Source organism: Streptomyces tibetensis (genome assembly GCF_007655005.1).
In the GTDB taxonomy this organism is placed as follows: Bacteria; Actinomycetota; Actinomycetes; order Streptomycetales; family Streptomycetaceae; genus Streptomyces; species Streptomyces tibetensis.
Window position 1 is genome coordinate 52,672 of sequence record NZ_SZVW01000010.1, and the last position, 14,184, is coordinate 66,855.

The window sequence follows — 14,184 nt, forward strand, 5'->3', positions numbered from 1 at the left end:
ACCCGCGCGGGATGCAGGGGTGGGCGCGGGGCCGGTGATCCAACGGGCATTCGGACCCGCGAGCCAGGCAGTGGCCGGTGATCCAACGGACATCCGCACCCGCGAGGTGGCCGGTTGGCCGGTGATCCAACCGGATCCGCAGCCGCCCGAGCCCGTGGCGCGCATCGGCGTCCGGCCGTGCCCGGCCGCGCCCGCTGTTCATCGCGATGCCACCCGGCGTGCACCCGGGGGGCAGGGCCTGTCAGTGGCCCGTGTTGTCATGGAGGGGTGAACGACAGCAACGAAACCATCGAAGAGTTTCTCGCAGAGCACGCCTCCGACGTCGAAGAGGCGATCCGCAAGGCGGCCGCCGCCGAGATCCTGCCGCGCTGGCGCCGGCTCGCCGCGCACGAGGTCGACCAGAAGAGCGGCCCGCACGACCTGGTGACCGACGCCGACCGCAAGGCCGAGCTGTACCTGACCGAGGCCCTGGTCGCCCTGCTGCCCGGCTCGGTCGTGGTCGGCGAGGAGGCGGTGCACGCCAACCCCGCGTCGTACGGGGCGATACGCGACGACGCCCCGGTCTGGATCGTCGACCCGGTCGACGGGACACGCCAGTTCGTGCGTGGCGAGGCCGGGTTCTGCACCCTGGTCGCGCTCGCCCACCGCGGCACCCTGCTCGCGTCCTGGACGTACGCGCCCGCCGACGACCGGCTCGCCTTCGCCCAGCGGGGCAAGGGCGCCCGCCTCGGCGGGGAGCGGCTGTTCGCCGGAGTGCCGGAGCCCGGCCGGGACCTGCGCGTGGCCACCTCCCACCCCGACTACACGACGGACGAGCAGAAGGACGCCCTGCTCGGCCTGCGCGCCGACGGTGTGGCACCGCGCCCGTGCGGCTCCGCCGGACTGGAGTATCTCGCCATCGCCCGCGGCGAGTTGGACGCGGTGGCGTTCTCCTGGGAAGCGGCCTGGGACCACGCGGCCGGTCTGCTCCTGGTCGAGGAGGCGGGTGGCGCGCACCTCACCCTCGCGGGCGACCCGTTCCGCATCCAGGGCGGCAACGCCCTGCCCTTCACCGCCGCCCGCGACGCGGCCACGGCCCGCAGGGTGGTGGGCCTGCTGTCGGGCGGGGCCTGAGAACGCAGATCGTCGCGTGTCGCACACAGATGGTTACGCACGGTGCGCATGTGAGGGTTCCGGCCGCCGTGAAGTGCTCTTCCGCAGTGGAAAACACCCGCGGCCGGTGACTGTCAGTCTCCGGGCATATCCTGATGTTCAGTGGCCGTCGGCTGACGAAGGGGTCCGAAGGTGCCGTCGATGCTCGATGTCGTCGTAGTGGGTGCGGGGCCGAACGGACTGACCGCGGCCGTGGAGCTGGCCCGTCGCGGTTTCTCCGTCGCCGTCTTCGAGGCCCGGAGCACCGTGGGCGGCGGAGCCCGCACCGAGGAGCTCACCCTCCCCGGCTTCCGCCACGACCCGTGCTCGGCGGCCCACCCGCTCGCCATCAACTCACCCGCGTTCCGCGCCCTGCCCCTCGAGCGGTACGGCCTGGAGTGGCTGCACGCCGAGCTGCCCATGGCGCACCCCTTCCCGGACGGCTCGGCGGCCGTCCTGGCCCGGACCGTCGGCGAGACGGCCGCCTCCTTCGGCCCGCGTGACGCCGGCGCGTACCGCAGGCTGGTCGAGCCCTTCCTGCCCAAGTGGGACACCCTCGCCCGGGACTTCATGTCACTGCCCCTGACCGCCCTGCCCCGCGACCCGGTGACCCTCGCCCGTTTCGGCCTGGCCGGGCTGCCCCCGTCGACGCTGCTGATGCGCCGCTTCCGCGACGAGCCGGCCAAGGCCCTGTTCTCCGGGCTCGTCGCCCACGTCATGGCACCGCTCGGCGGCTTCGCCACCAGCGCCATCGGCCTGGTCTTCGCCCTCGCGGCGCACGCCCGCGGCTGGCCTCTCGCCCGCGGCGGCTCCCAGTCCCTCTCCGACGCCCTCGCCGCCTACCTGCGCGACCTCGGCGGCAGCGTCCACACGGACTACGAGGTCAAGCGCCTCGACGACCTGCCACCGGCCCGGGCCTACGTCTTCGACACCTCACCCACCGCCCTGGCCCGCATCGCCGGCTTCGGCAACCACTACGCCGGATACCGCTACGGGCCGGGCGTCTTCAAGGTCGACTACGCCCTGGACGGCCCCGTGCCCTGGACCGCGAAGGAGGCCCGCGCCGCCGGCACGGTGCAGGTCGGCGCGAGCAGCGCGGAGATCGGATCAGCCCTGCGCGCGGCCTCCAGGGAGGGCCGGGCCCCCGACCGGCCGTTCCTGATCACGGTCCAGCCGAGCGTCGTCGACCCCAGCCGGGCCCCGGCTGGCAAGCACGTCTTCTGGGCCTACGGTCACGTCCCGCACGGCTGGACCGGCGATCTCACCGACGCCATCGAGCGCCAACTGGAGCGCTTCGCCCCGGGGTTCCGCGACCGCGTCCTGGCCCGCGCCACGGCGGGGCCGCCCGAACTGGCCGCCCGCAACGCCAACTACATCGGCGGGGACATCGCCTCCGGCGCGGTTTCCGGCCTCCAGCTCCTGCTGCGCCCGAGGCCCACCCTGTTCCCGTACCGCACCCCGCATCCGGCCGTCTTCATCTGCTCGTCGGCGACCCCGCCCGGCCCCGGCGTGCACGGCATGTCGGGCCACAACGCGGCGAAGGCCGTCTGGAAGCGACTGAGGCGGATATGACGGCCATCGAACTGGTCCAAGGCGACATCACCCGCGAGAGCGTCGACGCGATCGTCAACGCGGCCAACTCCTCCCTGCTGGGCGGGGGAGGGGTCGACGGGGCGATCCACCGACGTGGCGGCCCCGCGATCCTGGAGGACTGCCGCAGGCTCCGCGCGGCGCACCTCGGCAAGGGGCTGCCCACCGGTCAGGCGGTCGCCACCACCGCGGGCGACCTCGACGCCCGCTGGGTCGTCCACACCGTAGGCCCGGTGTTCAGCACCACCGAGGACCGCTCCGGCCTGCTCGCCTCCTGCTACCGCGAGTCGCTCCGCGTCGCCGGTGAACTCGGCGCTCGCACCGTGGCGTTCCCCGCGATCTCCACCGGTGTCTACGGCTGGCCGATGGACGACGGGGCCCGCATCGCGGTCGAGACCGTCCGGGCGGCGGACACCACCGTCGAGGAGGTCAGGTTCGTCCTCTTCGACGAGCGGGCGTACGAGGCGTTCGCCGCGCGGCTGCGCTGAACCGGGCGAGTGGCAGGGCTCAGACGGGCTCCGGCTCGAAGTGCTGCAGCAGTTCCCGCCCGGGCTGCACGACACCGTAGGTGCTCTCCGGTACGGCGTTCCACACGCCGGGGAGATCGCCCAGCGGCTCCGACACGACCAGCCGGGTCTCGTCGGAGACATGGTTGAGGAACCCGAGGTCGGGGTGGAGGGCACGCACGTCCTCCACGCGGCTGCTGTAGTACAGCGACCGTGATTTTCCCGCGCTGGAGTAGCGGAAGAACCACACTCGCTCGCCGTCGGTCACCGCGACCGTCATCTGCAGCGGCTGCGGCACCCCGTGCTCGCGGCCCAGCCGCTCGATCATCCCCGTCATCCGCGCCACCGCGCCCGGCGGGTCGCCGTCCAGCCCCAGGGTGAGCGCCACGTGGAACATCACCTCGGAGTCCGTCGTGCCCTCCATCGACGCGAACAGCCCCGGGTCCACCGCCAGGGTGAGATCCCGGCGCAGTTCACGGAACCCGTCGATCGCCCCGTTGTGCATCCACATCCACCGCCCGTGGCGGAACGGATGGCAGTTCGTCTGCTGCACGGCCGATCCGGTGGAGGCGCGCACATGCGCGAAGAACAGCGGCGAGCGGACGTGGTCGGCGATCTCCCGCAGGTTGCGGTTGCTCCAGGCCGGGCCGGTGTCGCGGATGACGGCGGGAGTGCGCAGATGCCACGCGTACCAGCCGACGCCGAAGCCGTCGCCGTTGGTGGTCTCGACCCCCATCCGCGCGTGCAGGCTCTGGTCGATCAGCGAGTGCTGCGGGCGGTAGAGGACGTCGTCGAGCAGCACGGGAGTGCCCGAGTAGGCGAGCCAGCGGCACATGGCCGTACCCCTGTTCCGAGCCGCACGGGCCGGACCCGGGCGGCTCCGTAGGTGGTGTCCGTGGACCTCAGGGAACCCCGGATGGCGCCGGGGGCGCATCGCCCGCGGCGGGTGAGAGTGTGACGCCCCGCCGGAGGCCGGGCCAGGACGTGCCCCGGTCCGCTCGGGACCGGACGCGGCCGGTCATCACCCGGCCGCCGCGTGCACACGCCCCGAGCGGACCGCCGCGCCCAGCGCCGCGAAGTCCCGCTCGTTCTGGTCGGCGTACGCCTGGGCGAACACAGTGAGGGAGCGGTCGAAGCGGTCGCCGCCGCCCAGGTAGGCCGCGATGGCGACGGGGTCGCCGGAGCGGGCGTGGGCCCGTGCCAGGCTCGCTCCGCACAGCCGCCCGAACAGCCGCAGCAGGTCGGGGTCCATGGTCTCCGGCTGGGCGATGCCCTTCCAGTCGCGCAGTTGCCGCACGTAGAAGTCCCGCTCCTGTCCGTCGAGGCCCACCGTGTGCGTCCAGCCCAGCAGGATGTCGCTGGTCGTCTGGATCAACCGCTGTCCCGCCACCACACGGCGGCCCTGGTTGTCGTAGCGGTCGCCGCCGCTGTGCGCCGCGAGCACCGACTCCTGCGCCTCCTTGGCCTGGAGCAGCAGCGGATCGTCGTCGTCGCGGCCGAGCAGCAGCACGATCCAGCAGCGGGTGCCGACACTGCCGACCCCGACGACCTTGCGGGCGATGTCCACCAGGCGGTACCGGCGCAGCAGATGCCGGCGCTCGGACGACAGGCTGCGGGCGTACCCCTCCAGGACGGCGCGCAGATCCTCTTCCCGTCCGTGCCCCGAGGAGTCGCCCACCAGGTCCCGCAGCGGGGTGATCAGCGGCGGGTCCGGAGTGATCCGCCGCCCCTCGGCCGTGTCCCGGGTGAGCTTGGCGTAGGCCTGCATGTGGGTGCGGGTCCGGGCGCTCGCCGTGGCCTTGGCGGTGCGGCGCCGTGCCTCCTTGGACATCGACGTGGCCATCAGCTCCCGCATGTGGTCGGCGTCGTCCTGGGCGTACCAGATGTCCAGGTTCCGCATCCCGGCGAAGTCCCGCATCCGCCGCCGGTAGGCCCGGACACAGGTCTCGATCGCGCCGTTCTGTTCAGCGGTCCCGAAGCCGTTGGCGCGGCCCGCGATGGCGAAGCTGGCCGCGAGCCGTTTGACGTCCCACTCGAACGGCCCGGCCAGCGTCTCGTCGAAGTCGTTGATGTCGAATACCAGATGGCGCTCCGGCGAGGCCAGCAGCCGGAAGTTCAGCAGGTGGGCGTCCCCGCACAGCTGCACCCGCAGCCCGGTGTCCGTGGTGGCCCCCAGGTCCGCCGCCATGATGGCCGCCGCGCCGCGGTAGAAGCGGAACGGCGACTCCAGCATGCGGGCGTAGCGGAGCGGCACCAACTCCGTCACCCGGGTGGCCGACTGGCGCTCCAGCACGTCGACCGGGTCGAACCGGTCCGGCCCCGCCTCGAACCCGGCGTGGGCCGACCGCGGCACCCGCCGCCGCGCCTCCCGGCCGGCGGCCGCCCGCTCGGCCGGTGACATGAAGGTCGTGAAGGGGCTCGGTACGGTCATGGCTCAGTCCTTCCGCCGCGTGGGGAAGTCGTCCGAGGGCTCCCGGCCCTGCCGGCGCAGTCCCGCCTGCACGGCGCCGGCGAGGATCCGCGCCGCCACGCCCACCAGCATCAGACCGCCCACCATCTGAATCATCGCCAGCACCCGGCCGGTCTGCGAGCGGGCCGTGATGTCGCCGTATCCGACGGTGGTGAACGTCGTGAGCGTGAAGTACAGGGAGTCCGTCTTGGTCAGCGGCTCGCTGAACGAGCCGGGGGTGGTGTGCTCCAGCAGGAAGTAGGCGCCCGCGAAGAGCAGCAGGAAGAGCGCCAACGTGGTGGCCAGGGTCTCGACGGCCTTCAGCCGGGGGTGAGGCGAGGTCACGATGGCCCGCACCTGCCACCAGAACACCACGACGACCAGCAGCAGACCGCAGGCCAGCAGGACCGAGTCGGTGGTCGTGCCGCGTCCGTCCAGGGGCAGCACGTAGTAGACGGTGACGAGCCCGGCCGCGACGAGCGCGGCGCGGACGAGGGCCGAGACCGCGGCACGCCGTCGCCGCCCCGGCGGGCGCCGGTCCGGCTGCTCCACTGGATCGTCCATCGCGCGTCTTCCGGTCGCGGTCCCGCCTCCGGCACCTGGGCGCCCCACAAGGCCTGTCCCACCACCTCAGCGCTCCGGCGCCGCACAGGGATCACCCGCCACGGGTGAGGCAGCCCGACATGCGCCCCGGGCAGGCTGAGGTCGACGGGGACCGCTGCCGGGCGGGCGACCGGGGCGGAGGGCCGCGAGGTGCGGTTCCCGGGGCGGCGAGCACCGGCCCGGCAGTGCCGACGAGCTCGCCGGGCTGTACGGATCCGCGGGAACCGCTGCGCGGCCGCTCCGCCGCATGGGGCGCACAGGGCGCCCCGGTCCCCCCACCTCCGGTCGCTGACCGCGCCGGACTCAGCAGAATCGAGGAGCAGGATGACCGCCACACACCCTACGCACGGGCACGCGACGGCGAAGCGCGGCTGGGCCACCGGCATGACGGCCTTCGCGGCGATCATGCTCATGATCGCCGGGATCCTGGCCGTCCTGCGCGGCATCTCGGCCATCGCCGAGGACGAGGTCTTCGTCTCGACCCGCAACTACATCTTCGAGTTCGACCTCACCGGCTGGGGCTGGACCCACCTGGCCCTGGGCGTGGTCGCCGTGCTGGTCAGCATGGGCCTGTTCCAGGGGGCGGGCTGGGCGCGCGTCTTCGGCGTGGGCATCGCTGCCCTCGTCATCATCGCCAACTTCCTCTCCCTGCCGGCCTACCCGGTCTGGTCCGTGATCATGATCGCGATGTCAGGGTTCATCATCTGGGCCCTGTGCACGCCCCGCAGGGGTGACGCCTGAGCCCGTCATGGCTCAGGCCCTGGTGCGGACCAGCAGCAGGGCCACGTCGTCGTCCGGCTCCGGACTCAGCGCGCTGAGCAGAGAGTCGCTCGCGCGCTGAAGGCTGGGCCCCGCGTGCTGGAGCAGCCGGGTCAGGGTGCCGAGGCCGGTGTCGATGGGCTCCCCGCGGTTCTCGACCAGGCCGTCCGTGTACAGGGCGAGCAGGGAGCCCGGGGCGAGCTCCACCTCCACGGTGCCGAACTCCACGCCGCCGACCCCGAGCGGGACACCGCCCGGCACGTCGACGAGCCGCGCACTGCCGTCCGCCCCGGCGAGCACCGGCGGCAGATGCCCGGCGCTGGACAGCTCGCAGGTGCCGCGCCCGAGGTCGCACACCGCGTACACGCACGTCGCGATCGCGTCGCCGAGCGAGCCGGCGATGTCGTCGAGGTGCCGCAGCAGCTCGGCGGGCGGCAGGTCCAGCCGGGCCAGCGCCCGCGTGGCCGTGCTCAGCTGCCCCATGATCGCCGCGGCCTGGACACCCTTGCCCATGACGTCCCCGACGACCAGCCCGGTGCGTCCCGGGCCCAGCGGGAGGACGTCGTACCAGTCGCCGCCGACCTCGCTGAGGGCCGGGCGGTAGCGGGCGGCGATGTCCAGCCCTTCCCGCTCCGCAGGCGTGCTCGGGAGCAGGCTGCGCTGCAGGGTCAGGGCGGTGCCGCGCTCGCGGCCGTAGAGGCGGGCGTTGTCTATGCAGATCGCGGCGCGCGCGGCCAGTTCCGAGGCGAGAACCCGGTCCCGGTCGTCGAAGGGGCGCTCGTTGACCGTGCGGTACAGCGAGAGCGTGCCGAGCACCTTGCCCCGGGCCACCAGCGGCAGCGCCAGGTAGGAGTGGGCGCCGGCTTCGTGCAGGGCCTGGGCGGCCCGTGAGTCCCGGGCCAGGCGCCGCAGCATCTTGGCGTCCACGCGTTCGACCAGCACCGGGCGGGCACTGCGGACGCACTGCGTGATGATCCGCGACGAGCCGTACGTGGCGAGCTCGCCCACCGGGTCGGCGGCGTGGATGGCGTCGGTGGGGTAACCGGCCGCGACGGCCAGCGCCCGGAACTCGGCCGGGGAGCCGCCCGACACGGGCGTGATGGTGCCGCGGGCCACGACCGACTCCAGGACGTCCACGGCGGCCAGGTCCGCCAGGTGCGGCACGACCACGTCGGCCAGTTCCCGGGCGGTCTGCTGGAGGTCCAGCGTGGTGCCGATCTTCATCCCCGCGTCGGCGATCACCGACAGGTGCTGGCGCGCCTGAGCGACCTCGGCCGCGGCCTGCTGGCGCTCGGTGACGTCCAGTACGGCCATCGCGAGCCCGAGGACCCGGCCGTCGGTGTCCTCGATGCGGTGGTACGACTCCGAGTAGGCGCGCTCCTGCGCGTCCGCCGCCGTACGCCCTACGGTCTGCTGGTCGAGCAGCGGTCTGCCGGTTTCCAGGACGTGCCGCATCCGGGTCTCGATGGCCGCGACGTCGAGGTCCGGCAGCACCTCACCGACCCGGCGCCCCAGCACGGCCTCCTCGGGCACGCCGTTGATCCGCTCCAGTGCGGGGTTGACCCCGACCCAGCGCAGGTCGTTGTCGAAGACGGCGATGCCGAGCGGGGTCTGGTTGACGAGGCTGTGGGAGAGGGCGAGGTCGCGCTCCACCTTGCGTACCGTCGTCGCGTCCGTGGCGAGCCCCAGCAGGTGGGGCTGCCCTTCGGGGTCGAGGAGGCGCATCGTACGGAACTCCACGGCCCGTTCCGTCCCGTCACGGTGCCGCAGCGGGAACACCCCGGCCCACCGCGCCCCCGTGCTGACCTGCGTGAACAGTTCCCTGCCCCGGGGGCGGTTCTCGGGGGAGACCAGGAGGGTGTCGGCGCGCTGCCGCAGAGCCTCCTCCGCGGTCCAGCCGAGCAGCTGCTCGATCTCGGGGCTCCACAGCGCGATGTGCCCGCGCGCGTCGAGAACCACGGCCGCGACCTTGAGCAGATCGAGCAGCCCGCCGGGCGCGGCCGTGACGGCGTCGCGGTCCGAGGTCGCATAGCCGTTCATGCGGGCCGCTCCTTCCGGCGCGGCAAAGGTACCGCCATGATCTGTTGTGCGGGCTGTCCGATGAGGTCACATTACGGTCGGAGCAGCGGCACTGTCGCGCCGAAACGACAAAAAAGCGCGGGTCGGGACCCGCGGCGGAAGGGAGCGGCATCGTGGAGGACGTGGCGCTGCGGGAGAGCCTGCTCACGGGGTCGGGGACGGTGCGCTGGGACCGGTGGGGCGACCCCGGCGGAGAGCCGGTCGTGCTGCTGCACGGGACGCCCTTCTCGTCGTACGTGTGGCACGAGATCGGACCCGCCCTCGCCGCCGTCGGGCACCATGTCCACGTCTGGGACATGGCGGGCTACGGCACCTCCGGCATGCACGCCGGCCAGGACGTCTCACTGGCCGCCCAGGGCCGGATCCTCACCGAGCTGCTGGCGCACTGGGGGCTGCGGGAGCCGTCCGTGATCGCGCACGACTTCGGCGGCTGCGTGGCCCTGCGCGCCCACCTGCTGCACGGGGCCCGCTACCGGCGGCTCGCGCTGGTCGATCCGGTGGCCCTCAAGCCCTGGGGCTCGCCCTTCTTCCGCCTGGTCGGGGAGCACAGTCAGGTTTTCGAGCAGCTCCCGGCGGCGCTGCACGAGGCCCTGGTGCGCGAGTACGTCACCTCCGCGAGCCACCCCGGCCTGCGCCCCGCCATCCTCGACGCCCTGGTCGGGCCCTGGACGGGGGAGGAGGGGCAGGCGGCCTTCTACCGGCAGATCGCGCAGGCCGACCAGCGCTACACCGACGAGATCCAGCCGCTCTATCCCTCGATCGACCTGCCCGTCACGGTGTGCTGGGGCACCGAGGACACCTGGATCCCCTTCGCCAAGGGGCGGGAACTCGCCGACCTCATCCCGGGTGCGCGGCTGGTACCCGTCCCCGACGCCGGACATCTCGTCCCGCTGGACGCGCCCGCGCGGCTGACGAGCGAACTGCTGGCCTTCCTCACGGCCTGAATCATCAGGACCGCACAAAGTCAGACGCGGTCATTGCTTCGATTGTGTGCGAGTCCTAGGGTGTGCCTGCTCAGCAGTTGCTCTGTCACCGTCAGTTGTCACCTGAATCAACAGAAACACCCACCACGGGTGCGCAGTTGAGGATCGCTTCTGACGTGCCCTCAGTCCGTGCAGCACCGCACCTGTCGAACCGAGGAAGGCCACGTTCATGCCGCACCCCCCGCATCCGTCCCCCACCGACCGGCCCGTCGTCAGCCGCCGTCGTCTGCTGGAGGGAGGAGCCGCCGTGCTCGGCGCGCTCGCCCTCTCGGCGTCGCCCACCGCCTCGCACGCGGCCGGCCGGCGCCCGGCGGCGGACGGCCCTCCGGAGTGGAACGACGGCCTGAGCGTGTACCGGGTGGGCACCGAGCCACCGCACACCACCCTCATGCCCTACGCGGACCTCGGACAGGCACTGAAGGGCGACCGCGAGCACTCGCCGTACCGGCTGAGCCTCGACGGAACCTGGAAGTTCGCCTACGCGGACCGCCCCGACGACCGTGACCCGGACTTCTACGGCACCGACGTCGACGACTCCGGCTGGGACACCATCCCCGTGCCCTCGGCCTGGCAGCTGCACGGCTACGACTTCCCGATCTACGTCAACATCACCTACCCCTGGTGGGGCCCCAACGGCGGCGGCGAGAACGCCCAGCCGCCCGCCGCCCCGACCCGCTACAACCCCGTCGGCCAGTACCGCCGCACGTTCACCGTGCCCCGCAACTGGTCGGGCCGGCGCACCTTCCTGCACTTCGAGGGCGTCAAGTCCGCCCACTACGTGTGGATCAACGGCAAGCTGGCGGGCTACCACGAGGACTCCTACACCTCCGCCGAGTACGACATCACCCCCCACCTCAAGCCGGGCACCAACCAGATCGCGGTCGAGGTGTACCGCTACTCCGACGCGGAGTGGCTGGAGGACCAGGACATGATCCGGCTGAGCGGCATCTTCCGCTCGGTCCACCTGTTCTCCACGCCCGCCGTGCACGTGCGTGACTTCCGCCTGGACACCCCGCTGGGCGACGACTACACCTCCGCCGAGCTCAAGGTCACCGCCCAGGTCCGCGACTACGGCGGCGAGGGCGCGGGCCGCTACACCGTCGAGACCCAGCTCTACGACGCGCGTGGCCATGCCGTCTGGTCCCGCCCCCTGAACCGGACCGTCGACGTCCCCGACGGCGACGAGGCCACCGCCGAGGCGTCCAGGGCCGTCCCCTCGCCCCAGCTGTGGTCGGCCGAACACCCGAACCTCTACACCGCCGTGCTCCGCCTGCGCGACCCGGCCGGCAAGGTGGTCGAGACCCTCTCGCACCGGGTCGGCTTCCGCGAGTTCGCGCTGAAGGACGGCCTGATGCGCATCAACGGCAAGCCGGTCTCCTTCCGCGGCACCAACCGGCACGAGATGCACCCCGTCACCGGCTCGGCGCTCACCCGGGCGCAGATGGTCGAGGACATCCAGATCATCAAGCGCCTCAACATCAACAGCGTCCGCACCTCGCACTACCCCAACAACCCCCTGTGGCTCGAACTCGCCGACGAGTACGGCCTTTACCTCGTCGACGAGACCAACCTGGAGACCCACGGCATCCGCGACAAGTTCCCCGGCAGCGGACACCCGGAGTGGACCGAGGCGTGCGTGGTCCGCGCCCAGAACATGGTCCACCGCGACAAGAACCACGCCTCGGTGGTCATCTGGTCCCTCGGCAACGAGGCCGGCGGCGGCACGACCTTCAACGCCATGCACGACTGGATCCGTTCCTACGACTCCACCCGCGTCATCCAGTACGAGGGCGACGACCGCCCGGGCATCAGCGACATCCGCTCCGAGATGTACGACAGCCCGCAGCGGGTCGAGCAGCGCGCCAAGGACACCGGCGACACCCGGCCCTACGTGATGATCGAGTACTCCCACGCGATGGGTAACTCGAGCGGAAACTTCAAGAAGTACTGGGACCTCATCCGCCGCTACGACGTCCTCCAGGGCGGCTGGATCTGGGACTTCGTCGACCAGGCGCTGCGCTGGCCCACCCCGGCACGCAAGCTGCTGACCGAGTCCGGCCCGGGCTCGCTGCGCGGCGAGGTCATGGCACCCGCGGGCACCTTCGACCGCGCCAAGGGCGTCTCGGGCGGCACCGTCTTCCCCCGCGACACCCGCCTCGACCTCACCGGCTCCCTGACCCTGGAGGCCTGGGTCACCCCGGATGTCACCGGCGGCCATCAGCCCATCATCGCCAAGGGCGACACCCAGTACGCCCTCAAGCAGACCGACAGGAACCTGGAGTTCTTCATCCACGGCGGCGGCCAGTGGGTCACCGCGAGCTGGGCGCTGCCCGAGGGCTGGACCGGCCAGGAGCACCACATCGCCGGCGTCTTCGACGCGGACGCGGGCACGCTCACCCTGTACGTCGACGGCCAGGTGCGGGGCACCAGGACCACCACCCGCCGCCCCGCCGACAACACCGCCTCCCTGTCGCTGGCCACCGACGTCGACAACCCGACCCGGGAGTTCAGCGGCACCATCCGCCGGGCCCGCGTGTACGCCCGCGCTCTGAGCGCCGCGGAGCTGGCCTCGGACACGCGAGGGCCCGACGACGAGGGCGTGCGCTTCTGGTTCGACGCCGCCACCGCCGGCCTCACCGAGAAGCGCCCGCGCGACAGGACGTTCTACGCCTACGGCGGCGACTGGGGCGACAATCCCAACGACGGTGCCTTCTCCGGCGACGGCATCGTCACCGCCGACCGCGGCCTCACCGGCAAGTCGGCCGAGGTCAAGCAGATCTACCAGGCCGTCAACGCCACGTCGGCCTCCGGCGGCCCCGGTGCCGTCACGCTCACCAACGAGTACCTGTTCACCAACCTCCGCGAGTTCGAGGGCCGTTGGTCCCTGGTCGCCGACGGCGAGGTCGTCCAGCGTGGCCGGCTGACCCGCGACCAGCTGGATGTGGCCCCGTTGAGCAGCAAGGACATCAAGGTCCCGGTACGGATCCCCGCCAGGCCCGAGCCCGGCACCGAGTACTTCCTCCAGCTCTCCTTCACCACGAGGGAGGCCACCGAGTGGGCGAAGGCCGGCTTCGAGGTGGCCAAGCAGCAACTCGCCCTCGACGCCGGCAGTCCGGCCGTGAAACCCGCGCCGCTGCGGAGCGTCCCCGCCCTGAGCCACACCGACGGGGACAAGACCGTCACCGTCAAGGGCAAGGGCTTCGCCGTCACCGTCGACAAGGGCACCGGGACCATCACCTCCTACGAGGCGGGCGGCACCCGTCTCCTCACCTCAGGGCCCGTCCCGAACTTCTGGCGGGCGCCCACCGACAACGACCGCGGCAACGGCCAGCACACCCGCAACCAGACCTGGCGCGACGCCGGAGCGAAGCGCAAGGTGTCCGACGTACGCGTCCGGCCCCTGGCCGACCGGGCCGTCGAGGTCACCGTCACCGGCACGCTGCCCACCAGCACGGAGTCCACGTACAGCACGACATTCACAGTCTTCGGCAACGGCGAGATCAAGGTCGACAACACCCTGCACCCGGGCGCGGCGAACCTGCCGTACATCCCGGAGGTCGGCACCCTGCTGTTCCTGCCGCGGAGCCTGGACCGGCTGCACTACTACGGCCGGGGACCCGAGGAGAACATGTGGGACCGCCACGACGCCACCGACGTCGGCCTGTACTCCGGAACCGTCTCCGGGCAGTGGACCTCCTACCTGCGCCCCCAGGAGAACGGCAACAAGACCGACGTCCGCTGGGCCGCGCTGACCGACGGCCGGGGGCGCGGACTGCTCGTGAGCGGTGAGCCGCTGCTGGAGGTCAACGCCTCGCACTTCACGCCCGAGGACCTGTCCGTCGGGGCCCGCCACGACTACCAGCTCACCCCCCGGGACGCGGTGGTCCTGCGGCTCAACCACCGTCAGATGGGCGTGGGCGGCGACGACAGCTGGGGCGCGCACACGCACGCCGAGTTCAAGCTGCTCGCCGACCGCGACTACGCGTACACCTACCGGCTGCGTCCGCTGACGCGGGTGAGCGAGGCGACGGAGGCCTCGCGACGGCGGACCGCCACCGACTAGAACGGATCGTGGGACAGCGGC

10 protein-coding genes are annotated in these 14,184 nt (G+C 72.3%); 6 read left to right on the forward strand and 4 right to left on the reverse strand.

Annotated elements, in window-relative coordinates; translation table 11 throughout:
- Positions 1-267 precede the first annotated feature (267 nt).
- The 3 genes from FDO69_RS18145 to FDO69_RS18155 all read left to right on the forward strand — a co-directional run bounded on the left by FDO69_RS18145 (position 268) and on the right by FDO69_RS18155 (position 3,209).
- The gene (locus FDO69_RS18145; RefSeq protein WP_104780888.1) at positions 268-1,113 is read left to right on the forward strand and encodes an inositol monophosphatase family protein; all 846 of its coding nucleotides are present in this window, start codon (positions 268-270) and stop codon (positions 1,111-1,113) included.
- A gap of 180 nt (positions 1,114-1,293) precedes the next feature.
- Positions 1,294-2,703, forward strand: a complete 1,410-nt coding sequence (locus tag FDO69_RS18150; protein WP_104780889.1) for a phytoene desaturase family protein — start codon at positions 1,294-1,296, stop codon at positions 2,701-2,703.
- Positions 2,700-3,209: an O-acetyl-ADP-ribose deacetylase gene (locus FDO69_RS18155; protein ID WP_104780890.1), complete on the forward strand. Its 510-nt coding sequence runs from the start codon at positions 2,700-2,702 to the stop codon at positions 3,207-3,209. Before FDO69_RS18150 ends, FDO69_RS18155 begins: the two co-directional genes overlap by 4 nt.
- 19 nt (positions 3,210-3,228) lie before the next feature.
- Here the strand turns inward: FDO69_RS18155 and FDO69_RS18160 are convergent, their stop codons facing one another.
- From FDO69_RS18160 to FDO69_RS18170, 3 genes are all read right to left on the reverse strand, one after another.
- Positions 3,229-4,062, reverse strand: a complete 834-nt coding sequence (locus tag FDO69_RS18160; protein WP_104780891.1) for a class II glutamine amidotransferase — start codon at positions 4,060-4,062, stop codon at positions 3,229-3,231.
- Between the two features lie 186 nt (positions 4,063-4,248).
- Positions 4,249-5,658, reverse strand: a complete 1,410-nt coding sequence (locus FDO69_RS18165) for a DUF2252 domain-containing protein (RefSeq protein WP_104780892.1) — start codon at positions 5,656-5,658, stop codon at positions 4,249-4,251.
- Positions 5,659-5,661: 3 nt separating this feature from the next.
- Positions 5,662-6,240 carry a potassium channel family protein gene (locus FDO69_RS18170; RefSeq protein WP_104780893.1) on the reverse strand — a complete coding sequence of 193 codons (579 nt, stop codon included), beginning with the start codon at positions 6,238-6,240 and terminating at the stop codon, positions 5,662-5,664.
- Between the two features lie 363 nt (positions 6,241-6,603).
- On the opposite strand from FDO69_RS18170, the gene FDO69_RS18175 reads away from it, so the two are divergent.
- A complete protein-coding gene (locus FDO69_RS18175; protein ID WP_104780894.1) occupies positions 6,604-7,020 on the forward strand; it encodes a DUF7144 family membrane protein in 417 nt (138 codons plus the stop codon).
- A 12-nt stretch (positions 7,021-7,032) separates the two neighbouring features.
- Here FDO69_RS18175 and FDO69_RS18180 read toward each other — a convergent pair whose 3' ends face one another.
- A complete protein-coding gene (locus tag FDO69_RS18180; protein WP_104780895.1) occupies positions 7,033-9,078 on the reverse strand; it encodes a SpoIIE family protein phosphatase in 2,046 nt (681 codons plus the stop codon).
- A 152-nt stretch (positions 9,079-9,230) separates the two neighbouring features.
- Here FDO69_RS18180 and FDO69_RS18185 point away from each other — a divergent pair, with 152 nt between their 5' ends.
- The gene (locus FDO69_RS18185; RefSeq protein ID WP_167526637.1) at positions 9,231-10,061 is read left to right on the forward strand and encodes an alpha/beta fold hydrolase; all 831 of its coding nucleotides are present in this window, start codon (positions 9,231-9,233) and stop codon (positions 10,059-10,061) included.
- Positions 10,062-10,269: 208 nt separating this feature from the next.
- Positions 10,270-14,163 carry a glycoside hydrolase family 2 TIM barrel-domain containing protein gene (locus FDO69_RS18190; protein WP_104780896.1) on the forward strand — a complete coding sequence of 1,298 codons (3,894 nt, stop codon included), beginning with the start codon at positions 10,270-10,272 and terminating at the stop codon, positions 14,161-14,163.
- The last annotated feature ends 21 nt before the right edge of the window (positions 14,164-14,184 follow it).